The organism is Streptomyces sp. BR123 (genome assembly GCF_013401435.1).
Taxonomy (GTDB): domain Bacteria; phylum Actinomycetota; class Actinomycetes; order Streptomycetales; family Streptomycetaceae; genus Streptomyces.
On record NZ_JACBGN010000018.1, the window covers coordinates 12,589 to 38,024 of the forward strand.

A 25,436-nucleotide genomic window follows, 5' to 3' on the forward strand; every position below is an offset into this window, starting at 1 on the left:
GCGCCGCCCGCGCGCGCCGCGGCCTAGGCTGCGGGCATGGTCCCGCATCGCTATCTCTCAGAACTCTTCTCACTGGACGGCCTGGTCGCCGTGGTGACGGGCGGCAGCTCCGGCATCGGACGAGCCGTCTGCGGAGCTCTCGCACGAGCGGGGGCCGGCGTGGTGCTCGTGGCGCGCAAGGAGGCGGAACTGGTCGCGGCGGCCGAGGAACTGGCGTCGGAAGGCTGCCGGACGGCCTGGGTGAGCGCCGACCTCGGCACCCGGGACGGGGTACGCGCGGCGGCGGAGCAGGCAGCCGAGGTGTTCGGCGAGCCGGACATCCTCGTCAACAGCGCAGGGATCAACCTGCGGCCGCCGATGGGCGAGCTGGGCGAGGACGTGTGGGACGCCACGATGGCGGTGAACCTGGAGGCGCCCTACCTGTTGGGCCAGCGGTTCGGGCCCGGCATGGCCGAGCGGGGTTTCGGGCGGATCATCCACATCACCTCCCAGCAGGCACACCGGGCTTTCGTCCAGAGCGGAGCATACGGAGTGTCCAAGGGGGCGCTGGAGTCCTTGGCCCGCTCCCAGGCCGAGGCATGGTCGCCCCACGGCGTCACCTGCAACACGCTGGTGCCCGGTTTCGTCATGACCCCGCTCAATGCACGGCTGTCGTCCGACCCGGAGATGGTTGCGGCGCTGGCCGCGCGGACCCTGGTCGGGCGCACCGGCCTGGCCGACGACTTCGCCGGAGCGGCGGTGTTCCTCGCCGGCCGCGCCTCGGGCTACATCACCGGCCAGGCGATCTTCGTCGACGGGGGGTTCTCCGTTCACTGAACCCGACACCGTGTGGAGCGGCAGCAGCTGCGCACTGCGGGCTGTCCTGGACGGTATTGACCGAGGCGTCCTCGGCGCTCGTGCCGCAGACGCGGACAGGGCGTACGCTTCGCGTCGGCCAGGGGCCGTCCCGCACCGGGCTCGCTGTTCGACACCGCCGACCTGGACTTCGACGGCCACGTGGACAGGACGGGTTCACCCGTCTGCGGGTGGCGTCCAGGAACACGAAGCCAGCGCGGACAGGCGGTCACGGGCGGGTTGGCCGTCCTGCCCGACGGCCCCGTCCGTCTGCCGGCGGTGAACACCGGCCCGACCGGGCTCGACGGTCACTACAGTCGAGTCTCATGACGACGGTCACAACGCGTACGGTCGAATACCCGGCCGACGGTCTCACGATGATCGGGCACCTTGCGCTCCCCGCCGGTGCCGACCGCCGACCCGCAGTCCTGGTCGGGCCCGAGGGGCCGGGGCTCAGCGACGTCGAGCGCCGCCGAGCCGATGCCCTGGCCGAGCTGGGATACGTGGCGCTGGCCTTCGACCTCCACGGCGGCCGGTACGTGGACGACCCCGAGGAGATGCTGGCCCGTTGCATGCCTCTGCTCGCCGACCCCGAGCGGATGCGGGGCATCGGCAACGCGGCGCTCGACGTGTTGTGTGCCGAACCGCGGACGGACCCCGCCCGGATCGCCGCCGTCGGCTACGGCACCGGGGGCGCAATCGCGGTTGAGCTCGGGCGCCACGGCGTCGACCTCCGCGCGATCGGGACGGTCAACGGACTGACCACGGGCCGGCCGGGCGACGCGGCACGCATTCGCTGCCCGGTGTGGGCCGGGGTCGGGTCGGAAGACCCGATCGTGCCGCCCTCGCAACGGGAGGCGTTCACCGCCGAGATGCAGGCCGCGGGCGTCGACTGGCGCCTCGTGGTCTACGGGGGAGCCCTGCACGCCTTCCACCACCCGCCGGTAGACCACACCGTGCTCCCCGGCGTCGGCTACCACCCCCGGCACGCGCAGCGGGCCTGGCGCGACATCGTCGACCTGCTCGCCGATTGCCTGCCCGTAACGCAGTGACCCGGTCGGCTCCCGAGGCTCATTCCTGCCCGCCGTCGTCGCCCTCGCCCCCGTCCGGCTCCGGCGCGTCCGGGTCGCAGCGGCCGCAGGGCGCCGGCCGGTGCGGGATCACCTCGTTCCGGTCGACGCGGTTGCGGGATGGGCACCCGCGGCTCCGGCGTGCGGGCCACGGCGGCTGCCTCTTCCCGTTCCACGCAAGCCCCGCAAGATTCGCTCATGCATTCGATTGCAGGTGTCGGTGGCACTGGCTCCGGCCGGCCGTACCGCGTGGACTCTCCACCAAACCCTGATCCCGGAAGACCCGGCGGGCGGCGGTCCAGCGTCTGGGGCGTCGCAGCTCGGCGATCCGGGGCGGGGCAGGGCGGGGCAGGCAGGCAGGCAGGCGACGCTGCTTCGTCAGAGCGCCACACCCTCGGGACGTGGATACTCTGTGAAATATGATCGAGTCCGGACGGCCGTGGCTCCGTCGGCGCCCAGGCCCGGGAAGCCTCGTGCGGCTGTCACCGGTCATTCTGACCGTCGTGATCGCCAGCCTGGCCTATGCCACTCCGCCGGAACTGGCCTTCAGCCGCCTCCTGCCCGCGGCGCCGGCCCTCGCCGCCGCCATGTGGCCGGTGCTCCCCACCGTCCTCCTCGGCACGGTCTGCCTCCTTCTGATGATCGGCCTCAGCCTCGTCTTCCCCGACCTGGGAACGTGGTGGACGGCCGCCGGGATCATCGCAGTCACCGTGGCCGCCGCGTACGGCAGCCATGTCCGGCTCCAGCGGGAACGCACCCTCTTCCACGTACGGCTCGTCGCCGACGCGGCTCAGCAGGTGGTCCTGAGCCCCATGCCACGCCGCTTCGGCACCATCCAGATCGAGTCGCTGTACCTCGCGGCCGCGGCGGAGGCCCGCATCGGCGGGGACTTCTACGAGGTGGTCGACACGCCATACGGGGTCAGGCTGCTCATCGGAGACGTGCGGGGCAAGGGACTGCCGGCGGTGGGGGCGGCCGCGGCGATCGTCAACGCCTTCCGGGAGGCGGCCTACGGCGAGACCGACATGGTGAACGTCGCACGCCGGCTGGACGCCAGCAGCACCCGTTACAACGCCGCCTTTCCCCCCGAGGGGCCGATGGAGCGCTTCGCCACCGCCCTTCTCGTCGAGATCCCGCACGAGGGCAGACGTATCGACATCCTCAACTGCGGCCACCCACCGCCGATGCTCCTGAACCGCGGGGAACTCCGTGTCCTCGAACCGGACACCCCCGCGCCACTGCTCAGCCTCGCGGAGCTGATCGGAGATCACTACAATGTCGACACCTTCGACTTCGCCCCCGGTGACCTGCTGCTCGTCTATACCGACGGGATCGTCGAGGCCCGTTCCCGCGACGGCGAGTTCTTCCCGCTGGCAGCTTGGATACGTCGGCAGCCCCCGACACCGCCCCGCGAACTGCTCACGGCTCTCCACCACGACCTCCTCCGCTACAGCAGGGGACGGCTCGACGACGACATCGCCGCCCTCGCCGTACGCCTCCGTGAGCCCTCGGACACGGAATCCGAGTGAGCGGCCCGTGCCACGATGTCGCCGACGGGCGGGCGGTGTCAGGCGAGGGGACCGGATTCCTACCCGGCTCGGCGTGGCGCCACGGCCCGCCGATGCACCGAACGGGACGTGCGGCAGGTCAGCCGGAATCCACCCGAGGGGGTCGGGACTGGGTGGGTGATCGGCGATCCACGTCCATACGGCCCACTTGCCGCGTCACGAGCCGGTGGCGCCAGACGATGTCACGCCCCCGCAGCACGATACGCACGACCACCCGGGCCGAACCCGGGCCCGTCCCGCGCATTCACCGCCGGTGAACCGCCGCTGGCGCCATCCGGCGTGCGGGGGAGAATGCGTCCATGCGCATACGAGCCGTACGCCTGGACGAACTGCCCCTCCTCCAGGACATCGAGAGGGTCGCCGGGCAGTGCTTCCGGGACATCGGCATGCCGGAGGTCGCCGACGACGAGCCGCTCCCGCTCGGTGAACTCGCCCGCTACCACCACGCCGGGCTGGCCTGGGTCGCGGCCGACGACGCCGACGCGCCGACCGCATACCTGATCGCCGACCGCGTCGACGGCAACCTCCACGTCGAGCAGGTCTCGGTGCACCCGGACAGCTCACGTCGCGGTATCGGCCGGCTGCTGCTGGACCATCTGGCGGCCCACGCCACGAGCACGGGGGCACCCGCCCTGACCCTCACCACGTTCACCCGGGTCCCGTGGAACGCTCCCTACTACACACGCTGCGGTTTCCGATTCATGGACGACAGCAGCATTGCCCCCGGTCTGCGGAAGATCCGCGAGCGCGAAGCGGCACATGGCCTGGACCGGTGGCCGAGGGCCTGCATGCGCCGGGCACTGCCATGAGAACCACGGGCCCGGAACGCAGTCGAGCACGGCATCAACCGGCTGAGAGACAACCGGCTGAGAGGCAACCGCGCCGTGGCCACCCGGTTCGACAAACCGGAAGTCCGCTTCGAGGCCGCCCTCCTCATCGCCGCGATCGACGAATTGGCCCCGGACATCGGGGGTCGGCGCACCTGGCCGAGGGCTCTGGCCGGAGAGATGTCCCGGCGCGCGGCGTCCGGTGCGGTACCTCGCGAGGCGGAGGGCCTCAGCTCGTGCCCAGGGGACAGTGGGTCCGGTACGACGGTGAGGGACGCCCGCCGGTCACCGACGGCCCGTCAGCCGAGATCAAGGACCGCGCGCCTGCCTGGCGGCGCGGCTCAGCGGCCGAGCGCGCCCCGGAGGGTGATCCCGTACCGGCTGCGCAGGCGCCGTACCTCCCAGACCGAGAGCGCGGTCACCGAGAGGGGGCCGCCGAGGAGGAACGCGTACAGCACTTCCGGGGGCGCGGCGACGTCAGGACCGTTGAAGACCTGAAAGGCGAAGAGCGACCACACCAGCAGTGGCGAGAGCAGTGCCGGGAGCAGTTGGTGGACGTCGGAGGCGCGGAAGCAGGTGGCGACGCAGATGTAGGCCATGAGGATCGTGAACGGGATGGAGGCGATCAGCAGGGCGATGGAGAGCAGCCAGCCGATGGCGAGGACCACGAAGCTGAGCAGCGAGCAGAGGATGCCGCGGCCGACGATCGAGGAGAAGAAGCCCATCAGGTCTCCTCCGTCGACGAGCTCGCCCTTGAGGGTCGTGAGGGACAGCCAGGTCGAGGCGGGGCCGAGGGCGAGCGCCAGCATGGAGGCGACCGGCCCCAGCAGGCGGCGCGCGAAGTCGCGGCGCCTGTCCGGGGTTCCCGCGATGAGGAAGGCGGCGATGCCGATGATGCTTCCTGCCAGCAGGATGGCGCAGGCGATGGCGAGTTCGACGAGTTTGCCGAGGACGAACTCCTGCCGCCCCGAACTCAGCGGATAGGCCGCGATGAGCCACACAGCGGCGACCATGCCGAGGAGCGTACGCCCGATCTGCATCCTTCCGATGAGCCTGTCGTCCGGACGTTCGTCCAGTCCGGGGGCGCGGTCACCCATGCAGGCGTGGAAGAACTCGTTCACCGTGGCGAAAGGTCCCGACCCGTCGTCGACCGTCTGCGCTCTGGCCGTGCTCACTTGCTGCTCCCCCGGTTTTGCGTGTGCTCCGCGTGGGCGTGTGTCCGCCGCGAACGCCGAACACCTTAGCGGATCTTGAACCGGTGACCGATCCGAGGGAGCCGGGGGAGCCGGGGCATCCGGCGACGCCTGTCGGGCGGGACGGCTCGCGGCTGCCTCCGAGGCCGCACCGCGAACCGGCACACGCCGCGTACGGCCGCCGCGTCCCTCCGGTGTGGCGGCCGGCGATGCGTGGGATACATGGCAGTCGCCGTACGACCTGCTCTCGTCGAGGAGATGCCATGCGTGTCGCTCCTGTGGCCGGCGCCTTCGAAGGGCTGCTGGCGGAGGCGCGGGCCGCCCTGCCCGGCATGGTGGCCCTGCGCCGGAGCATCCACCGCTTCCCTGAACTGGGCAGGCATCTGCCCCGCACGCAGCAGGCCGTCCTGGAAGCCCTGGGCGGCCTGGGGCTGGACCTGGTCACCGGCTCGCACCTGAGTTCCGTCACCGCCACCCTCGAAGGCGCCCGGCCCGGCCCGACGGTCCTGCTGCGTGCCGACATGGACGCGCTGCCCCTGGACGAGCAGACCGGTCTGGACTTCGCCTCCCGACTGCCCGGCGCCATGCACGCCTGCGGACACGACGCCCACACCGCCATGCTCGTCGGAGCCGCCCGGCTGCTCGCGGCCCGCCGCCCCCTGCTGGCCGGGTCCGTCGTCTTCATGTTCCAGCCTTCGGAGGAATCCGGCGGCGGTGCCCTGCACATGATCGACGAGGGTGTGCTGGAGACGGCCGACGGCACAGGAGTGGCGGCCGCGTTCGCACTGCACATCACCTCGTGCTTCGACAGCGGCACCGTCCACCTGCGGCCGGGCCCCGCTTTCGCCGCCTCCGACGGGCTTCACGTAACCGTACGCGGCCGCGGCGGACACGCCGCGACACCGCACCGGGCCCTCGATCCCGTCCCCGTCGCCTGCGAGCTCGTCCAGGCCCTCCAGTCCATGGTCACGCGGACCGTCGACGTCTTCGATCCGGCCGTGCTCACCGTCGCCTCGGTCCACGCCGGTACGACGGCCAACGTCATCCCCGAGACAGCGGAGATCCGCGGCACCTTCCGCACCCTCTCCCCGACCGCACGACAGCTGGTACGCGACGGCATCACGCGCGTCGCCCACCATGTCGCCGCCGCCCACGGTATGCGCGCCGACGTCGGCTTGACCGAGGGCTACCCGCCCGTCGTCAACGACCCCCTCTCCACTGCGGCCCTCCGCGACACCGCCACCGCGCTCCTCGGTCCCGACCGGGTCCATGATCTGGTCGCGCCGTTCATGGGTGCCGAGGACTTCTCGTACGTCCTGCAGCGGGTGCCGGGGGTGATGGCCATCCTCGGTGCGCGCCCGCCCGGCATCACGCCCTCGGAAGCCCCCGACCTCCACTGCGACCGCGTCGTCTTCGACGAGGACGCCCTGGCCACCGGAGCGGCCCTCCACGCGGCCGCCGCCCTCCAGGCGGTCCTTCCCCGGTGAGGGCCTTGAGACGGTCCGCTGCGCCACCCTGTCGCCGTACCGCAGGACACCGCTGTGCCTGGAGCGCTCCGTGACCGTGGCCCGGCCGGGTCGGTGTGAGTGCCACAACCCCCGGCCCCGTCCCGGCAAGTGCTGTGGGACATGGCCCGCACCGGCGACCCGGTGCACGTACGCCGGGCATTCAGGCGACCGGCCGAGGGACACAATGGTCCGGACCGGGGCCAGGACCCCGGCCCGCTGGATCTGATTCGGCGAGTTGCTGCGTCCTCCCCAGCCCCCAGCCCAAGGTCCGCCTGCACGCCCACCGGACCCGCGGGCCATGCCGGACCGGCAGACCTACCGGCACCACACGTCGATCCTGCCGGATGACCGCCCGCCGGACCTGGTGCGCGCGGCGATCCGGACGCTCTGCCATGGGACGCCCTCGCCGCAGAACCCCGCCCACAAGCGGAATATAAGATTCCCCTCTCGGCGTACAAAAGAAGGAACCGCATGTTCGACTCCATTTCCTCCGGCGGCGACCTTGGTCGGTTCCAGGCGGCCTCGGGCACCCGTCCCGGATCTCCGGCGGGTCTCATGCCGCGCTGCGCCGCCACTGCCATCGACCTGGTCATCGCTGTCGCGGTCATTCTCGTGCCGCTGGTCGGCCTCGACCGGATGCTCACGGGCGCCGGGGTCGCCGACGGGGACGCCCGTGCGATCTGGCGCACCACCGCCGCACTCTGGGTCGCGGCCTTCCTCCTGCTCTACTCTCCGCTGAGCGTGTCGCGCTGGGGCGCGACCCCGGGCAAGCGGGCCCTGCGCCTCGAAGTGGTGCGCTTCACGACCGGCGAGCGCATCGGCTACGGCCCGGCCGTCGCCCGGCACCTCACGAACCTGGTGGTGACCGGCATACCGGCGCTGTGCGTCGCCAACGTCTCGTCGATCAACCTCGGCACGGACCGCCGTGGCATACACGACAGGGCTTCGGGCAGCGCGGTGATCCACCGCCGCTGACGGCGCGGTCAGGGCCGGCTCCGAGGGCAGCCAGGGCTGCCGTGATCGCGACGGGCCGCGTGTGCCGGACCTCCGGCGGACGGCGTGTGCGGCCCCCGTAACCGGGCAGGCGGGGACGTGGGGAAGGGACCGGCCTTCCCGCCACCGCGGTCGCCGAGTCAAGCGCCGACGGGTGCCGCCGCAATCCATCGGACAAGGAGATGTCATGTCGCACGTGAAGGAATCCATCGAGGTCGACGTTCCCGTCACCACTGCCTACAACCAGTGGACCCAGTTCGAGTCGTTCCCCGAGTTCATGCACGGCGTCGAACGCATCGAGCAGCGTAGCGACACCCTCACCCACTGGGTCACCACGATCGGCGGGGTGGAGCGGGAGTTCGACGCCGAGATCACCGAACAGATCCCCGACGAGAAGGTCGCCTGGGTCACCGTCGGGGGACAGACCGAGCAGTCCGGACTGGTCACCTTCCGCCCCATCGACCCCACCCATACCGAGGTCACGCTCATGATGGACTTCGACCCCGAGGGCATGGCCGAGAGCATCGGTGACAAGCTCGGCTTCGTCGACCGCCAGGTGAAGGGCGACCTGAAGCGGTTCAAGCACTTCATTGAAGACCGCGGTGCCGAAACCGGCGCCTGGCGCGGCACCGTCTGACAACTGCGTGCGGCCGCCGTTTCGAGCGCACGGGCGGGTCGGCGTGCGGCGGGGCGCGCTGAGGTTCCGGGCCCACCTGGACCTGGCGCCGTACGCTTCAGGGCGCCCCGAGGCGCCGTACAGGGCCAGGGCCTCGTGACCGGAAGTCGGCGCGGCCGGGTGGCGAATCACCGACCCTGATGCGCGCGGCGCTCCAAGCCCGCGCATCCGGGAGTTCGAGCCGGGCGCCGACGCGGCTTCCATGACCTCTACCCGCGCGTCCACCCGTACGCCAGCCGCGGGTCGCACCCGGCCGCCCGGCACCGGCCGACCCGCGGTCCCCCGTGGCACCTGCCACTGCCGGAACGGAACCGGCCCCTGGGCCGACCGGCGCAACCCGGATTCCCGCAGCGGCGTCGGCGGACCGGCGGCACCGGCGGAACCGCCCTGGACAACGTCCCTGCCGCCCGGTTCCGATACGGGGCGCGCGTCGGCCGCGCCCGGCCTGCGTGTCGCCACCCTGAGACCTCGAAATGCTCCGCCGTCGACAATCGGGATGAACCAGTACGTAGAAGGATGTACCGAGAATGTCGCCCGTTACGTCGATCCGGTGATCTCCGCAGGTCCCTACGGTTTTTCGTATGGCATCACCGAACGGTCGGACCGGACCACACGACATGCCGACGTGGCGGGCAGCGGCCACTGCGATTCTGGTCGCCGCGGTTCTCCCGCCGGCCGTGTTCTACGTTCTGCGGTCACAGGGCATCAGCCAATGGCTTGCGCTGACGCTCAGCGGGGCGCTCCCGGCGGTGCGCATGGTGGTCACGGCCGCCACGCAGCGGCGTGTGAACGATCTCGAAGCGTTCATGATCGGCATGCTGGCGGTCCGCATCGTCACGTCGCTGCTCGCCGGCAGTCCGCGGGTCATCCTCGTCAAGGACGCCGGACTCGGGGCGGCTGCCGGGCTCTGGATCCTGGGCTCGCTGCTCGTGGCGAAGCCCTTCGCCTTCCAGGCGGCCCAGTCCTGGCACGGGCCCGCCGCCGCTGCCGCCCGGGAAGCGGCCTGGCGCGTCTCGCCTGCGCTGCGCAGCGCACTGACCCGGCTCACGGTGCTGTGGGGCGGCGCCCAACTGCTGGACGGCGCTGCCGGAGTACTCGTCGCACTGCTGATGCCGGTGGAGGCGGTTCCTGCACTCAACCGGGCCAAGGGGCTGGCGCTGCTGAGCGCCGTCCTCCTCGCCACCGTCTCCTGCAGCCGCCACTACAGGCGGCGGCACGCCCTGTCCCTCTTCGGCTCGACACCCCTGATCACCAGAAAGGAGGGCCGATCACCATGACCGACCAGCGCACCACGCACAAGGACCCTGCCACCCCCGCATCCGCCCCCGAGGCCCTGCGTGAGACGCTCGCGGAGCTGCGGCATCTGGCCGCCCTCCCGCTCGAACGCGGCCGGACACTGCCACCCCACGCCTACACCTCGCCCGCGCTGTACGCGTGGGAGGTCGAACGGATCTTCCGGCGGGAGTGGCTCTGCGTGGCACGAGCCGAGGACATCCCACAGCCGGGGAGCTATCTGCGGCTGGACGTCCTCGGCACACCACTGGTGATCACCCGGGACGAGGAGGGTGAGCTCCATGCCCTGTCCCGGGTGTGCCGCCACCGGTTCATGGACCTCCTGCCGCCGGAGACCACACCGGGCCGCGGCTGCCTGAAACGGCTGACGTGCCCGTACCACACCTGGACCTACCGGCTGAACGGCCAGTACGCGGGCCGGCTCGCCGGCGCTCCTTTGATGCAACGCGTCGACTTCGACCGGTCCGGCTGCCGGCTCCCGGCCCACCGCGTCGAGGTCTGGAACGGCTTCGTCCTGCTCAACCTCGACCCGGACGCGGCTCCGGCGGCACCCCCGTTGCGCGGGCTGGACCGGCGGCTGAGCAGCCACGGCATCGCGGACTGGGTGAGCGTCCACACCCAGACCTGGGAAGGCGTACCCGCCAATTGGAAAGTGGCGGTGGAGAACGGTTCGGAGAACTACCACCACATGGGCACGCACGCCGCGTCCCTGGATCCGGTACTGCCGGGCCGGAACACGGAGATCGACGAATGCGACGGCCGCTGGTTCACCATGTTCACGCCGCTGTCCGACTCCGGGCAGGGCGGCACCGGCCTCGGGAGGCGTTCCTCTGGATCCGGCCGGGAATCTCGGCCGGGAATGCTCATCGCCGGTATCTTCCCGCAGTTCGTCCTGGCGGTCCTGCCCGACAGCGCAGTCAGCATCCGCTGGCTGCCCACCGGTCCGGCCACCCACGACACACAGATCACGGCCTTGGTCCCGCCCGGGGCGCACAGCACACCCGGTTTCTCGGAGCAACTGAGCGCCATGCGCGCCCGGATCGCGCAGGTGCAGGAAGAGGACCTCGTGGCCGTCCGCGGCGTCCAGCGCGGCCTGGCCTCCCACCCGGCTCCGTCCAACGGCCGGTTCTCCCATCTGGAGCGCCCGTTGTGGCAGTTCCAGCGCTACCTTGCGGAGCGACTGCTGTGACGGACGTCCGGCATCGACGGAGGCCTACGGCCACCGTGGGTGCGCAGTCACGGTGTCAGCGGTCACCGGGCGCCGGTCATCGGTCGTCCGCACCGCACGCCCTCGGCCGCTCCCACGGGCCGGGCGGCTGTGGAGGGGGCCGACGGGCCCTCTCCACAGCGGTGGCCGGTGTCCGGCCGGCGGTGGTGTACCGCACGCGGGCGGAGTCGGTGTGGTCGGCGGGCAGGGTGTCCTGTCCACGGTCGTCTTGTGATCACCGCAGACGGGTCCCGCGAGCAGGGGGTACTCCTCGGGCCCCGACGGGCACGAATGACTCGGTGTGGCCCGGCGGCTCTGCTGCGTTTCCCGCCTGAACGGCCCGACGGCGGCGTCCGGTCCCGCCGCGGCCGCCTGTCGGTGGCGCGTCGTAGGGTCGTGGGGATGGAACGAAACGAGATTCCCGGCACCGCCGACGACGCCTTCGACACGGCCCTGCCGATGCTGACTCCCCCTCAGGCCGCCTACCTGCGCGAGCTCGCCGCCCCTCACGCCGAGGACGGGTACCGCTACGCCCTGAACGGTCTCGCGGCCCGCTGTGCCCGGGCTCCGCAGGAGCAGTGGCCCCGGCTGGTGGCCGCGCACTTCGAGATGCTGCGGCGGGCGAGCCGCGGCGACGAGAGCGCCGAGGAGCTGCTGCGGGGCGCGTACGCCCGGCTGCTGCCGGTCGACTCCCTCACACCGGATCTGGCGGACCGCATGCGCTACGCGCGGGTGGTGGCGGAGGGGCTCGTGTTCGCGTACGCCCTCGACGGACCGGACAGCGTGCGGATCCTGACCGACGTCGATGTCGAGCGGGCCGGGCTGCAGGCCCTGGGACAGGCGGCCTACGAGAATCTGATGGACGTGCAGGTCGCGTACGAGGACGTACCGGTCGAGGGGCGGGCGACGCTGCACTCCGTGTACGGCGACTCCCCGTTCGTCGCGAGCCGGGCCCTGTTCCTGGCGGACACGGTCCGGCAGCTGACCGGTGAGACCCTGCCGGAGGCGGGCGCGCTGGTCGTCGTACCGACCCGGCACCTGCTGGCGTACCACCCGATCGCCGACGGCACGGTGATCGACGCCCTCAACGACCTCGCCGCCTACGCCCTGCGCGCCTACCAGGACGGGCCGGGCCCGCTCTCGCCGCGGGTCTACCGGTGGCACCAGGGCGGCCTGACCTCCCTCACGGTCATCGACGAGGAGACCCGCACGTTCTCCTTGCAGCCGGACCCGCATCTGCTCGGCCTGATGAAGGGCCTGGTCCGCCTCGACCGCGCCGGGCGGACGACCACCGGCCCGGCGTCGCGCAACCCCTCCGACGCGGCCGGGCTCGAACGGGCCGCGTCGGAGGCCCTGAAGCCGGTCGCGCGGGACCCGTCGGGGCTGGGCGACGCCTTCGCCGCGGCCCTCGCCCTCGCCCTCGCGCGCTGCGCCGACGACCCGAAGGCCGACCGCCTCACCACCTGGGACGCGTGGGCCACCTCCGTGCAGCTCGGCTGCGCGCTGTTCACCGGCACGGAGCCGGTCGAATGCTACCTGGGCGAGGACGTGGTCACCCGGCTGCCCGCCCTTCCGGCCGCTCCCCCGGCGGACGCCCGGGCCTGGCTCGACGCGTTCTACCTGGCGGTGGTGTGCCGCCAGACGGAGCGGATCGACCGGCTGTGCGAGGTGCCGATGGAACGGCTGAGGGAGGACGACTCGGTCGACGAGTACGTACTGCACTGGATCGACACCCTGCAGACGTACTTCGCGCGGCGGAGCATGGACGACGTCGTGGACAAGCTGCTCGCCACGATCCGGACCTCGATGCCGGAGCGGATCGCCCGCGCCCCGAAGGACTTCGTGAACCGCATCGACTACCAGCCGGTCGGCCTCTTCCACCGCCTGATCACGGGCGACCGGGAGGCCTTCGCGGACACACTGGCCGAGGCGGTCGCGGAGCACGCCGGCTACTGGGGCCCGTCGCGGGCCCCGCGCGCCCGGGTGGCACTGGGCCCCCTGGCCATGGCGGCACTGGCCCACGACCACGGGTTCGCGGTCGCGGCGGACCACCCGCACCTGCCGGTGTACCTCCTCGACGGGGGGCGGATCGAGCACATCCCCTGATCCGGGCGGCGGCGCGGACGCGCCCCCGGACGCGGGGCCGACGGCGGGCGCGGGGAGGTGTGCGGTACGGCCTCCCCCGGCTCCCCGGCACGGCTCCCCGGCACGGGTGCCCGTGCCGCGGCGGCGTGGCCTGCGGCTTGACCACGACACGGCGACAAGGCCTTCACTGCTGTCGAGGAGGTGGTCCGGTGATCATTCGGGCAGAGGAAACGAACATGCTGCGCGCTCTCCCGGTGCTGGGGAGCAGGAGTTCGTCGGTGCGGCTGCGGGCGGCCCTGGCGGTCGGCACGGCCGCGGACGCCCGCTCCGCGGACACGCTGATCGAGCGGTGCGCGGTCGGGCCCGACTTCCCTGTGCGGACATGCCGACGTGGGCGCCGACCCGTCATTCGTCCTCGGTGACGGTTCCGAAGCCGGTCGAGTGCTCGGCTCCCAGTGCGCGCAGCCGCGTGGTCAGGCGCCCCGTCGGCCCGGGCGGCGGCCGGCATTGCCGGGGCCCCGGCGGGCGGGTGTGGCTGTCAGCCGCAGGGGGCTGCGACTGACGGCCTGTCGTCCTCCGTCCCGATCACGTGGTACCCGTCATGCTGGCGAACACGACCACGTTGCTGTCGTAGTAGTGCGTCTTCGGGTCGAAGTCGCCGCCGCAGGTGACCAGGCGAAGGCCCGCGTGGTCGAGGTTCTTGTAGACCTCGAGCGTGGGGAACTTGGCCTTCGGGTACTCGGCGACCCGGTTCACCGTGAACGTGACCGTCTTGTTGTCCCGGCGGGTCACCTTGATCGTGTCACCGGCCTTCATCGTCTTCAGCTTCTCGAACACGGCCGGCGCGCCGTTCCACGTGACGTGGCCCGCGATCACCGCCGGCCCTTGGGAGCCGGGGGTCGGCCCCGGCTCGTACCAGCCCGCGAGGCCGGGGTCCTTCGGGGTTTCCATCGCTCCGTCGGGGTTCAGCCGCAGCGTCTCCAGGGAGCTGGACACGCCGAGGGACGGAATCATGATCTTCTGGGGCTCCGACCGGGCGAGGGCGGGCTCGGCCCGGCCCGTACCGCTCTGCGCACCGCCCTCGGACGATGCGCCGTGGCCGCCTGCGGGCGCCTTCCCGGAGGGAGCGCTTCCGGGCCCCCCGCCGGCCGGTGTCCCGCTCTGCGGGGCCTGCCCCTGAGGGGCGGGAGGCGCCCCTTCGTCCTGGCCGGCGCAGCCCGCGAGGAGCAACATGGCCAGGGCGGCGGTGGCAACGGGGCCCGTGGTCCGGCGTCGGGGCCGCGCGGTGGACGTCGCGGGGGCCGGGGCGTGGGTGTTCTTCACGCGGCGCCCCCCGGCGTCTCCGTACGGACGGGGACCACAGCAGTGCGCTTGCGCGCGACGGCGATCCCGCCGGCCGTCGCCGCGTACACGACGGCGGCCGCCCCCGCCATGACGGCCATCGGCAGCACCGTGCTCTGCGGAGAGCCGCCGCCGGTCTCGATACCACCGACCGGAACGGACCCCACGGCCGCGCCCTTGACCTCTCCGCAGTTGGTCGGCGCCGTGGCCTCCTGGGGCAGCTTCGGGTCGAGCTCGCTCTTGCCGGCGCCGTCGAAGTCGTACTTGCCGTTCTTGTTGCGGTCGATGCCGTGCTGTACGACGTGCAGGTCCTTGATGTGCTCGACCACGTCCTGGCCGACGGTGATCGTCCGCTCGTAGACGACCTTGCCCTTCTTGTCGGCGACGGGCATGCGCTCCACGGCGAGGCCACTGGTCGCCTTGGTGTCCCCGGACGTGGTGAGCGAGATGTTGATGTCGCCGTAGTCGACGGTGGCCTCGGTGTTGTTGAGGATTCCATCGCGGTTGGTGTCGTCGCTGGCATCCGGGCAGTGGAAGTCGTGGCCCTTGGTGGAACCGTGCAGATGCTGGGCCGACGGCTGTCCGGGCACCATGCCCTCGGACTCGATGCGCACGGTCAGCTGGTTGCCCTTGAGGTTGAGCATGACAGTGCCTCGGGAACCGGAGTCGTTCAGCTGCGCCAGGTCGATCTGATACGCCTTCCCGCCCTCGGCGAGAGCCGCACCTGGAAGGCCTAGCGCCAGGAACACGGCGGCGGCGGGCACGGTGGCCATTACCACGAGACGGCGACCAGCGCGCTTGACTATCACATTCACTCCTGTTCCATGGATTCCCGGGAGGGGAATCGAAGATCGTCCGTGGGTGGAATGATTTCCGGAGGTCCGGCAACCCGCACTCCGAGCGATGAAGACGCTTCGGAATCAAGGGCCGGGTGATTCACGGAAGATTCCGGCCGGTCGGCATTGCCACCCGCTGCGAGGAATTGGTCGTTCGATGGCTACGCGACTGCCCGTGTCGCGGTCGACAGCAGTGCACCGGTCATCCAGATGCGTGACACCTCGTCTGCCAGCAGGGGGAATCGGGCAGCCGCACAGAGCATCTCCGAAAGCACGAGGATTCCGCGTGCGGTGCACTTCGGATCGCGGTTCCGATGCAACCAGATGACCGCATTGACCATGGGGCGGCGTCCCAGGGGAAGGGCCGTGTGCCGGGCATCGGCCGCCGCCTCGAGGGCAGGCCGCCCTCCGCCGAACGGCAGGGCTGCCGTTCGACGGATTCCCGGCGGCGCGACCGAGTCCCGCACATGGCGGAAGTACGCTTCCGGCGGGGCCTGCCCGTTCTCGAAGGTGTTGCGGAATCCGACGATGCGAGCGCCTGCGTTCTGCGAGAGGAACTCGACGTAGAGTTCGATGGACAAGCCTCTCAGCTGAACGTTCACAGGGAGGTAGCGCACCCTCCCCTCTCCGCACCCGGCATTCCCGGAAAAGCCCGCCTCCGCCGCTCTCGACCGGACGGCAGAGACGAGGAGCCGGTATTCCTCCGCCGATGCGTCCTCCACGGAAAACGACACGGGTTTCAGTACGACGGCATCCGTCAGGTGGATGGGCTCAGAACTCGGACTTCCCGGCGGACGTTCCACCGCAGCGGGTTCGATCCTGTTGTACTGGCGCACTACACAACCACCGCCTTCGACATGACCCGATCGACGACAGCTCGCCTCATCCGTGTCGCCGGGCCTGGTTCGGTCCAGTTCTTTGTAGCCGGTCATACGGCGGAGGAGTGAATAGTTGCCCTCTGATGCTAAGAACTCATCGAATGAGGTGGAAAAGGCATAGACCCCTCGCGCGGGCTCTCCGTCGCCGCCCGGTCGGACGGCGGGCAGCCTTCGGTGACCGGACTGCCGTCGGTGGCCGGACTGCCGTGCCGTCGAAGACTGCGTCGAGGGCGTCGAGGGCGTCGAGGGGCGAGGAGCTCACCGCCGCCGGAAGGGTCCGGGCCCCGAACTCGGCACGACCTGTTGGTAAATAATTGCGAAATTACCGGACATACCAGTAGATTTCTCGCCGTGACTTCGAGATGTCACCGCCGCACGCGTCGCCCGGACTCGCCGGGCCCGTCCGGCACGGGCTCACCTGCGGCCAGCTCGCCCGGAACCCCAACGCCTCGGCCGTGTCCCAAGTGGTGGGCAGTGCGGCTGACAGGCCGGACTGATCGCCATGGCGCAGCGCACCCGCACCCCGCACCGGACCGAAGCAGCTCTGCGGGCGGCGCTCGGCGCCGTCCGTGACCTGCGTATGGAAGGACAACCCCGCCGATGACCGATCGCACGAAGACGTCCCGGGCCGACATCCGCGGCTTTCACGCGGGCGACGGACCGCAGGTGGTGGAGGTGTGGCGGCGCAGTGCGCCGGCCGACCCCATCACCGCGGACCGCTTCCGCTCCCTGGTGCTGCTCGACGCCAATTTCGATCCGGAAGGGCTTCGGATCGCAGTCGAGGGCGACCGTGTCGTCGGTGCGGCCTACGCGGTGCGCCGTCTGACGCCGATGGCCGGCACCGACCTGGAGCCGGAGCAGGGCTGGATCCCCTTCTTCTTCGTCGACCCGGCCGCCCGCAGGCGCGGCCTCGGCCGCCGGCTGATGGGCGACGCCCTCGACTGGCTGCACGGCCACGGCCGCACCAGGGTGGACTTCTCCTCGTACACCCCGAACTACGTCCTCCCCGGCCTGGACGCCGAGACGTACCCGGAAGCGGCTCGGCTCCTGGAGTCCCTGGGCTTCCACACGCTGTACGAGGCGGCGGCCATGGACCGCGGCCTGGTCGGCTATCGCCTCCCGGAGGACGTCACGCGCCGTCTGAAGGAACTCACGGCGCAGGGCTACCGCTTCGCCACCCCGTCCGACGACGATCTGGTGGATCTCCTCGCGCTCGCCGGGAGCCACTTCGGTCCGGACTGGGCGGCCACGATCCGGGCGAGCCTGGCGGCGGGCACGCCGCTCGACCGGATCGTCGTCGTCCGGGACCCGAAGGAGCGCATGGTCGGCTGGGCGATGCACGGCGCGTTCGACGCGGTGGACGAGCGGTTCGGCCCGATCGGCGTGTTGGAGGAGATGCGCGGCACCGGACTCGGCGAGGTCCTCCTGCACCTGGTCCTGGAGAGGATGCGGGCGCGCCGCGCGCACTCCGCGTGGTTCCTGTGGACCGGCGCGCAGTCCCCGGCTGGGCACATGTACCGCAAGACGGGCTTCACCACGACCCGCGTGTTCCGCGTGATGCGCCGGAATGCCGCTCGATGACTCCGGCACGCCGCACCAGCGGCCTGAGCCGCCGTCACTTCGCGCTCGCGCTCCCCTCGGCACTGCTCGCCTCCGGGTGCTCCGCACCGCACCAGGGCACCGGGCGGCCCGGGGATCCGATCGTCCTCACCCTGCTCTCCCACTACGCGAGCGGGGTGCTCAGGGAGGCCCTGCAGGGCCCGGTCGACGAGTGGAACGCCACCCACGACCGGGTCAAGGTGCAGACCAAGGCCGTCGAGTTCACCGACCTGCTGACCACCTTCATGGTCCGGCAGGCCGCGGGACAGGGCGCCGACATCCTCCACCCGTACTGCTTGTGGAACGGCCAACTGGTCCAGGCCGGCGTCCTGAGACCCGCTCCGCCCGAACACGCCGAGGAGATCGCACGCGGCTACAGCGAGGCCGCGGTCGACGCCGCCTCGGTGGGCGGCCGGGTCTACGGCTACCCCACCGAGGTGCAGACGTACGCCCTCTACTACAACAAGCGGCTGCTGCGCGAAGCCGGCATCGCCGGCCCGCCGCGCACCTGGCGGGAGCTGGAGGACACCGCCTACCGCACGGCCAGACGCGACCGCTACGGCAACACACTGGTCCAGGGCTTCGGGCTGTCGACCGCCGACGACTCCACCACCGTCGGCCAGACGCTCGCCCTGCTCAACGCCGCGGGCGGAACGTTCGTCTCGAAGGACGGCCGCAGCACCGCCATCGACTCGCCGGCCGGACGGGCCGTGTTCGATCTGGAGCACCGCCTCGTCGTCAGGGGCGCGAGCTCCCCCGGTGTCAACGTCTACAAGGCGTTCCGGTCGGGGCAGGTCGCCATGGTGGTCAGCGCCGGCTGGTGGACCGGGAGCCTGAAGACCCTGATGGGCGAGGACTACCGCGACGTCGGCGTCGCGCCGCTGCCCCTCCCCGAGGCGGGCGGCAAGCGCGGCACGCTCTCCACCGGCTTCATGCTGGGGGTCAACGCTGCCGGCAGGCACCCGGCCGCGGCCTGGGAGTTCCTGCGCTGGCTCAACAGCGAGAAAGTGAACGTGAAGAGCGCCGAGGAGGGTGGGAAAGCGACCCGGATGAGCTCCCTGCAGGTGTCGGCCGGCTCCCTGACCGGCCGCACCGACGACATGCGGACGCTCCTGGGCGCGCACGGCGATGCAAACCTGCGCCCCTTCGTGGACGCGCTGGCGTACTCGGTGCCGGAGCCGAACGTGCCCGGCGCGCAACAGGCCAAATCGCTACTGCGCAAGAACATCGAGGCGCTGTGGACCGGTCAGCAGTCGGTGGACCAGGCGCTGCGCGCGACCCGCCGTCAGGTCGACCGGGAGGTGTCGCGCTCATGGTGAACACGCTGACCCCGACGACGACCGAGCGGGCGGTGCCCGGCACGCGCTCCGCCGGGCCCGCCGTCGACGGCCGCGCCCGGACCGGGCGCCGCCAGGCCGTCGTCGCCTATCTCTTCCTGGCGCCGACGCTCCTGTTCTTCGCCGTCTTCCTGGTCCTGCCGCTCGGCTTCGCGCTGCTGCTGGCGATGTCCAGCTGGGCCGGTTTCGACCTCGGCGACGTCCAACCGGTCGGCGCGGACAACTTCACGGGCCTCTTCGCGGACGGGTCGACGTTCCTGGCTCCGATCCTCACCAACACGCTGCTGTTCGCCCTGGGCACGGTGGTCCTTGCGCTCGCAGGCTCCGTGGTGGTCGCCGCATGCATCGACAACCTGCGGTTCCAGGGTCTGTGGCGCACTCTGTACTTCCTGCCGATCGTGACGACCGTCGTCGCCGTCGGCAACGTGTGGAAGTACATGTACGAGCCGGGCGGTCTCGTCAACGGAGTGCTCAACGCCCTCGGGCTCGGATCGGTTGCCTTCCTCCAGGACCCGGACACCGCGCTGCCCTCGGTCGTGGTCGTGCAGGCCTGGGCATCGGTCGGCTCGGCGATCCTCGTCCTGACGGCCGGGCTGAAGTCCATTCCGGAGTCGTACTACGAGGCCGCGGCGCTCGACGGCGCCGGGCAGGCCACCGTCTTCTGGAAGATCACACTGCCGCTGCTGCGGCCGTCCCTGCTGCTCGTGTGCATCACCCAGCTCATCAGCGGTCTGCAGTCGTTCGCGCTGATCACGGTGATGACCAAGGGCGGGCCGGGTGACGCGACCGACGTCGCTGCCCTGGAGATGTACCGGCAGGCCTTCTCGTACGGCCGGTGGGGCCCTGCGAGCGCCGCCGCCTTCGTCCTGTTCGTGGTGGTCCTCGTGGTCACCCTGGTGCAGTTGTGGATCTTCCGGCGCAAGGGGGAGGACGCATGATCCGCCGCCGTTTCCCGTGGTTCTCGTACCTGGTGGTCGTGACCGGCGCCGTGCTCACGGTGGTGCCGTTCCTCGACATGGTGATGACGTCGTTCAAGGGGGCCGGTGAGGCCGGAACGCTGCCGTACCGCTTCCTGCCCGAGGCGTTCGACCTGTCGAACTACCGGGCGGCGATCGACCAGCTCGATCTGCCGGTGCTCTTCCGCAACAGCGTCATCGCAACCGCCGTGATCACCGGGTCGGTGCTGTTCACGTCATCGCTCGCCGGCTACGCGCTCGCCAAACTCCGATTCCCCGGCCGGACCTTGATCTTCCGGCTCGTGCTGTCGACGATGATGTTCCCCCCGTTCCTCTTCTTCATCCCGCACTTCCTGATCCTGGTGCACTGGCCGCTGGCGGGCGGCAACGACCTGTTCGGGCGCGGGGGCGCGGGCCTGACCGTCAGCATCGCGGCGCTCGCCGTGCCGTTCCTCGTCAACGGCTTCGGGATCTTCCTGATGCGCCAGTTCATGGTGTCGATCCCGGACGAGGTCCTGGAGGCGGCGCGGATCGACGGTGCAGGCGAGTTCGGCGTGTGGTGGCGGATCGTCGTGCCGCAGACCAGGCCGGTCGTGCTGACGCTCGGTCTGCTGACCTTCGTCCACGCGTGGAACGAGTACATCTGGGCGCTGCTCGTCTCGACCGCCAACCCGGACGTGATGACCCTGCCCGTCGGCATCCAGCTCCTGCAGGACTACGTGGACCCGACCCGCACGATGCCGATCGTCATGGCCGGTCTCGTCCTGAGCATCCTGCCGATCCTGGTCCTCTTCCTACTGCTGCAGAAGCACTACATCCGCGGCGTGATGCTCAGCGGCCTCAAATGAGAGGCAGCGGCACGAGGGGCGCCCGCTCCGGCGGGCGCCCCCTTCTCCTGCGCGTCGTCAGTCGGACGGGACGGTGACCGCCCGGGCGTTCCATCCGGAGACACGTACGCGTGGGGTGCGGTCCGGGCCGACGGTCCGATGGGAGGCCTGCAAGGTTGCCGATTCGCCCGGCCACAGGCTGATCTGGTTGTCGCTCCAGCGCACGGGCAGCGTGGGGGTCTTCCCGTCCGCGGAGACCAGGTCGACGTCGGTGAGCAGAGCGGGGGTGTTCGTGGTGCCCGGGTGGCGGAGGGTCACGGTCGTCGTCGACGTGCCGGCTTTGGCCACCGTCGTCGTGGCCGTCACGTCCAGGGTGACCTGCGGCATCGAGTTCAGTCCGGTCAGGTCGGCGTAGGAGGTGGTGGGGGTGTGGTACCAGTCGGTTCCGGCGTGGTCGAGGACGTCGTTGCGGGTGGAGAGCCAGTAGACGTTGCGGCTCAGTTCCCGGCCGGTGGCACCGGTGAGCACCAGCCGGGCCAGGTACGTCCTCGCCAGGCCGGGGACCGTGGCCGGGAGGGTCAGCGAGGTGGTGGTCACGCCGCGGGCTTCGACGTCGACACCGGTGACGGTGCGGTCGTACTTCTCGGTCCCGTCGGTGTTGAAGAGCGTGACCCGCGCGTTCAACCCCGAGGCGGCGGTGGTGCGGTTGTTGACGATGCTCACCGTGCGGTTGTCGTACCCGTATTGGATGTGGAGGGGTTCGTTGGCCTTCTTCGCGCCGAAGTATGCCCCGTTCTGGTCGAGGTAGCGGTCGATGAGCTGCCAGTGCAGGGAGGTCCAGCCGCTGTTGAGCATCCAGTAGATGACGCCGGTCGCGGGGGCGGCGGTGTCCTCGGCGTTGCGGGAGTACGCCTCGAACTGCGCGCGGACGTTCTCGTACTGGGCGAGCTGGGCCTTGCGCACGTAGTCGCCGAGATCGGTCGGGCGTCCGTAGCGGCCGGCGAGCGCGGCGTCGTACAGCTTGAGTGTCGAGAACGTGGATGAGGGAGATCGGTGGTACTGGGGAGCGGAGGGCTGCTTCCAGAGGGTCTCCAGCTCGGCCGGGGTCAGCATCCGCCGCAGGGTGTCGAGGGTGGGGATGCTCGGGCCTGCACTGGTCTCCGAGTTGAAGCCGGTGGCTCCTCCGTCGCGTTTGTCGTACCAGTAGCCGGGCGGCACCCAGTCGTAGGGGCCGGTCATCCGCATCCCGGAAGGCCCGGTGACGGGTGTCGGCTTCCCGGAGGCGGAAGGGATCACTGGCACGTTCCAGTCGGCCGCCCGCAGCGCTTGGAGGTATTCCGACTCGATCGCGGCGTTCGGCGCCGCGTCGCTGCCGATCAGGAACGAGATCACGCTGGGGTGGTGGCGCAGCCGGGCCGCCTCGGCGGCCATCGACGCCTGGGCGACTGCGTGGTCGGCAGCGTCCCATGCCTCTCCGGACTCGGAGCGGTTGACCTCCCCTTCCCACTTGTCGCAGCACTCCCAGCCGGGGATCGTGAGGATTCCGTACCGGTCGGCGAGGTCGAAGAACTCGTCCGGTTCGAGGTGGCCTTCCAGGCGCAGTGTGTTCAGGCCCAGGTCACGGACGTACTGCATGCGGTCCTCGGCGTAGGCGGGGTCCCAGCGCAGGAACTCGTCGGGGGCCCAGCCCGCTCCCTTGACCAGCAGCGGGCGGCCGTTGATCCGGTACTGGCGCGCGCCGTCGGCATTGATCGGCGCTTGCACGTCGCGCACACCGAAGGCGGTGTGCGCGGTGTCGGAGGTGACCCCGTCGACCGTCACGGTCAGGTCGAGGTCGTACAGGGGCTGCTCACCCATCCCGGCCGGCCACCACACGCGTGGCGAAGGCACATGGAGTCCGGGTTGGTCGGCGGGTGAGTAGACCACGGTCCGGCTCTCCCCGGGCGTCAGCGTCACCTGCCGGCTGAGGGTGGCGGGTCCGGCCGTGCCGGAGAGGAGCGCCGTGACGGTGCGGGGTGAGTCGTTGCGCAGGCGGGCCTTGACGGTCAGGTCGGCGGAGGCCAGCGAGGGCACGGCCAGGCCCGTGACGACGTGGGCGTCACGGAGCACCACCGGGCCGCTGCGGCGGACGACCACATCGCGGACGATGCCCATGTTCCGGTCCGGCGGCGGCTGCAGCCAGTCGAGCCAGCCGACGGTGAGGTGCTTGCGCGGGTCGTTGGGCCGGACCCGGAAGGCGACCGTGTTGGTGCCCGGCCTGGTCAGAGCAGTGATGTCCAGCTCGTGCCGGGTGTAGGTCCCGGCGACCGTGCTCGCCGTCGCGATGCTGCGGCCGTTGACGAAGACGTCGGCGGCAGAGGTCACCCCGCTGAAGTCGAGATACGTACGGGCTTCCCGGCCGACCACCGAGAAGTCGGACCGGTACCACCACGGGACCGTGAAGTCGGCGGCAGGGATCAGCTTCTGGTTGGTGGAGTGGAACGGGTCGGGGTGGACGCCGGCCGCCAGCAGGGCGGCGAGGACGGTGGAGCGGGGGCCGGCCCGGTACCAGCCCGTCGTCGGATAGCCGGGGCTGGACACCTTCGCCGCCGGGTCCGTCACCAGGGCGGTCGACTGGATCATGAATTCGGCCAGAGCCGTGCCGGAGCCATGGCCGACGGTGACCGCGGCCGCGGCCGACCGACCGCTCACGGCCCGGCCCGTGTGGCCGGCCGGGCTGAGGGCGGGGAGCAGGAAGACGGTCAGGCCGAGGAGGGCAGCCGAGACGACGGACCGGACGGGGACGCGAGCCCCGCGGTGTGACGGACCGCCGGCCGGGATGGGCGGGAACGGGGACCCGGGGCGGCAGGGGGACACCTGGCCCAGCTGTTGAGGCATGCCGTTCAGCATGGTGCCGGAGCCTTGGCAGCCGATGCTCCACATGCCGCGCGTCGTCCGATCGCAGCAACGCGACCGCGCCGTGGGCGAAGGTGCGGCGTCGGCGGCGTCGGCGCGGGCCTGTGCGCCGAGCAGCGGTACCCGAAGGGCACTCGGGGTGGATGTCTCCCACGCCGGGCCCGGATCGCCAGGCCACCGAGACGCATGCGGCAGATGATGTGCTCTCCCGCCACCGGACCGGGCAGCGCCCCGGCCGTGAGCAGCGGAACGACTTGTGCAAGTGCCGCGGCAGGCCGAGGCCTGTTGCGACACAGGCCAAGGCCAGACCTGCCCACGCGTTGAGATCCTGCAGTCCCAGGATGACCGTGGAGGCAGCGGACAGCACGAGCGTCGCCACCTTGGTGGCGGAGGCGCTCCGACCGAACCGCTTCTTCTTGCCGCGGGCGTAGTCGCTGCCGTGACGAATCCTGTCCAGCAGAAGGGCGGCCGCCTCCCTCGGGCTGGGACCGACACCTATTCCGCTTTCCGGCTGCACTCCGCCCCCAAAGTTCTGTCATCACCCATCGGACCGCTCCCCCGTGGACACACCCCGGCGTCGCCGCTCGATGCCCCTCGCCACGGGAGGGCGATCGAGGCGGAGAAGCTCCGCTGACCCATGGTCAGCATGTGATCGTACGCGGCACATCCTTCGTCCCTGCGCCGGAGCGCCTACCGGCCGCCGATGAGTGCGGGAAGCCGGCGCATGTCGTGGAAGACGACGGTGTCCGGGCCTTCGAGGCGCTCGGCCGGGGTGAGCCCGCCCGCGTAGCCGAAGACCCGCATCCCTGCCGCACGGGCCGCCTCGACGCCCGGCCGACTGTCCTCGACCACCGCGCAGGCCGCCGGATCGACGCCCATCCGTCGGGCGGCGTACAGGAAGAGATCGGGGGCGGGCTTGCCGCGGGCGACCTCGGTGGAGCTGTGGACACGGCCGGCGAAGCGTTCGTACAGCCCGGTACGGCCCAGGGTGTGGCGCATCTTTTCGTGGGAGCCGCTGGATGCGACGCAGGTCGGCAGGGCGAGGAGGTCCAGGGCGTCCAGTGCCTCCGGCAGACCGTCCACCGGGGCCAGCCCGGCGTCGACGGCCTCGCGGTGGAGCAGTTCGAAGCGCTCCGCCCAGAGCGCGGCCGTGTCGTCGCCGAGCCGGGCGGCGATCTGTTCGCGGATGGCGGCGTGCGACCGCCCCATGAAGCGGTCCACCACCTCCCCCTCGGTGAGGGGCCAGCCCAGTTCCGCGCCGAGGAGCACCTGGATGCGCACGGCGATGCGTTCACTGTCGACCAGCACACCGTCGCAGTCGAATATCACGAGTTCAATCGGCTTGATCATCCCCGCAGCATAAGAGCGCCGAGCCCTGACGGACTGCCGGGCGGTGGTGACGTCCCACGCCCGCACCGCGCCGATGAGGACCGCCGCGGCGCACAGGGGCACCAGCACGGCCGCGGCGGCGGTCCGGCCGAGTCGGCGGGCTCGCGGTGCGGTGCTCGGCGGG

20 protein-coding genes are annotated in these 25,436 nt (G+C 71.1%); 14 read left to right on the forward strand and 6 right to left on the reverse strand.

The window, feature by feature from the left end; all coding sequences use genetic code 11:
• Positions 1-36: 36 nt before the first annotated feature.
• The 4 genes from HYE82_RS05030 to HYE82_RS05045 all read left to right on the forward strand — a co-directional run bounded on the left by HYE82_RS05030 (position 37) and on the right by HYE82_RS05045 (position 4,281).
• Complete coding sequence (locus tag HYE82_RS05030; RefSeq protein ID WP_179172695.1) at positions 37-816, forward strand: SDR family NAD(P)-dependent oxidoreductase; 780 nt, start codon at positions 37-39, stop codon at positions 814-816.
• 344 nt (positions 817-1,160) lie between these two features.
• Positions 1,161-1,886, forward strand: a complete 726-nt coding sequence (locus tag HYE82_RS05035; protein WP_179172696.1) for a dienelactone hydrolase family protein — start codon at positions 1,161-1,163, stop codon at positions 1,884-1,886.
• Positions 1,887-2,323: 437 nt separating this feature from the next.
• Entirely contained in the window at positions 2,324-3,433 is a 1,110-nt protein-coding gene (locus HYE82_RS05040) for a PP2C family protein-serine/threonine phosphatase (protein ID WP_179172697.1), read from the forward strand.
• A gap of 338 nt (positions 3,434-3,771) precedes the next feature.
• Entirely contained in the window at positions 3,772-4,281 is a 510-nt protein-coding gene (locus tag HYE82_RS05045; protein ID WP_179172698.1) for a GNAT family N-acetyltransferase, read from the forward strand.
• A 359-nt stretch (positions 4,282-4,640) separates the two neighbouring features.
• Here HYE82_RS05045 and HYE82_RS05050 read toward each other — a convergent pair whose 3' ends face one another.
• Complete coding sequence (locus HYE82_RS05050; protein WP_179172699.1) at positions 4,641-5,474, reverse strand: hypothetical protein; 834 nt, start codon at positions 5,472-5,474, stop codon at positions 4,641-4,643.
• A 281-nt stretch (positions 5,475-5,755) separates the two neighbouring features.
• On the opposite strand from HYE82_RS05050, the gene HYE82_RS05055 reads away from it, so the two are divergent.
• The 6 genes from HYE82_RS05055 to HYE82_RS05080 all read left to right on the forward strand — a co-directional run bounded on the left by HYE82_RS05055 (position 5,756) and on the right by HYE82_RS05080 (position 13,275).
• A complete protein-coding gene (locus HYE82_RS05055; RefSeq protein ID WP_179172700.1) occupies positions 5,756-6,979 on the forward strand; it encodes a M20 family metallopeptidase in 1,224 nt (407 codons plus the stop codon).
• Positions 6,980-7,471: 492 nt separating this feature from the next.
• Positions 7,472-7,975, forward strand: coding sequence for an RDD family protein (locus HYE82_RS05060; protein ID WP_256986928.1), 504 nt, complete (start codon positions 7,472-7,474; stop codon positions 7,973-7,975).
• A 205-nt stretch (positions 7,976-8,180) separates the two neighbouring features.
• Positions 8,181-8,630, forward strand: coding sequence for an SRPBCC family protein (locus HYE82_RS05065; protein WP_179172701.1), 450 nt, complete (start codon positions 8,181-8,183; stop codon positions 8,628-8,630).
• 656 nt (positions 8,631-9,286) lie between these two features.
• Complete coding sequence (locus tag HYE82_RS05070) at positions 9,287-9,946, forward strand: VC0807 family protein (protein ID WP_179172727.1); 660 nt, start codon at positions 9,287-9,289, stop codon at positions 9,944-9,946.
• Entirely contained in the window at positions 9,943-11,151 is a 1,209-nt protein-coding gene (locus HYE82_RS05075; protein ID WP_179172702.1) for an aromatic ring-hydroxylating dioxygenase subunit alpha, read from the forward strand. The genes HYE82_RS05070 and HYE82_RS05075 overlap by 4 nt, the downstream gene beginning before the upstream one ends.
• Before the next feature lie 420 nt (positions 11,152-11,571).
• The gene (locus HYE82_RS05080; protein WP_179172703.1) at positions 11,572-13,275 is read left to right on the forward strand and encodes an immunity 49 family protein; all 1,704 of its coding nucleotides are present in this window, start codon (positions 11,572-11,574) and stop codon (positions 13,273-13,275) included.
• A gap of 564 nt (positions 13,276-13,839) precedes the next feature.
• Here HYE82_RS05080 and HYE82_RS05085 read toward each other — a convergent pair.
• From HYE82_RS05085 to HYE82_RS05095, 3 genes are all read right to left on the reverse strand, one after another.
• Positions 13,840-14,577, reverse strand: coding sequence for a class F sortase (locus HYE82_RS05085; protein WP_309144199.1), 738 nt, complete (start codon positions 14,575-14,577; stop codon positions 13,840-13,842).
• A complete protein-coding gene (locus tag HYE82_RS05090; RefSeq protein ID WP_179172704.1) occupies positions 14,574-15,368 on the reverse strand; it encodes a hypothetical protein in 795 nt (264 codons plus the stop codon). Before HYE82_RS05090 ends, HYE82_RS05085 begins: the two co-directional genes overlap by 4 nt.
• A gap of 224 nt (positions 15,369-15,592) precedes the next feature.
• The gene (locus tag HYE82_RS05095; RefSeq protein ID WP_309144200.1) at positions 15,593-16,267 is read right to left on the reverse strand and encodes a ribosome-inactivating family protein; all 675 of its coding nucleotides are present in this window, start codon (positions 16,265-16,267) and stop codon (positions 15,593-15,595) included.
• Between the two features lie 642 nt (positions 16,268-16,909).
• On the opposite strand from HYE82_RS05095, the gene HYE82_RS05100 reads away from it, so the two are divergent.
• Genes HYE82_RS05100 through HYE82_RS05115 form a run of 4 tightly spaced genes read left to right on the forward strand, consistent with a single transcriptional unit; the run spans position 16,910 to position 21,049 of the window.
• Positions 16,910-17,890, forward strand: coding sequence for a GNAT family N-acetyltransferase (locus tag HYE82_RS05100; protein ID WP_179172706.1), 981 nt, complete (start codon positions 16,910-16,912; stop codon positions 17,888-17,890).
• Positions 17,887-19,227 carry an ABC transporter substrate-binding protein gene (locus HYE82_RS05105; RefSeq protein WP_179172707.1) on the forward strand — a complete coding sequence of 447 codons (1,341 nt, stop codon included), beginning with the start codon at positions 17,887-17,889 and terminating at the stop codon, positions 19,225-19,227. The genes HYE82_RS05100 and HYE82_RS05105 overlap by 4 nt, the downstream gene beginning before the upstream one ends.
• Positions 19,221-20,183: a carbohydrate ABC transporter permease gene (locus HYE82_RS05110; protein WP_179172708.1), complete on the forward strand. Its 963-nt coding sequence runs from the start codon at positions 19,221-19,223 to the stop codon at positions 20,181-20,183. Before HYE82_RS05105 ends, HYE82_RS05110 begins: the two co-directional genes overlap by 7 nt.
• Positions 20,180-21,049 (forward strand): carbohydrate ABC transporter permease, encoded by an 870-nt coding sequence (locus HYE82_RS05115; RefSeq protein WP_179172709.1) that lies wholly within the window; start codon positions 20,180-20,182, stop codon positions 21,047-21,049. Before HYE82_RS05110 ends, HYE82_RS05115 begins: the two co-directional genes overlap by 4 nt.
• A 57-nt stretch (positions 21,050-21,106) precedes the next feature.
• On the opposite strand, the gene HYE82_RS05120 is transcribed toward HYE82_RS05115, so the two are convergent.
• Together HYE82_RS05120 and HYE82_RS05125 are read right to left on the reverse strand one after the other, a co-directional pair.
• Positions 21,107-23,905 (reverse strand): exo-beta-D-glucosaminidase, encoded by a 2,799-nt coding sequence (locus HYE82_RS05120; protein WP_179172710.1) that lies wholly within the window; start codon positions 23,903-23,905, stop codon positions 21,107-21,109.
• A 708-nt stretch (positions 23,906-24,613) separates the two neighbouring features.
• A complete protein-coding gene (locus HYE82_RS05125) occupies positions 24,614-25,273 on the reverse strand; it encodes an HAD family phosphatase (protein ID WP_179172711.1) in 660 nt (219 codons plus the stop codon).
• Between the last annotated feature and the right edge of the window lie 163 nt (positions 25,274-25,436).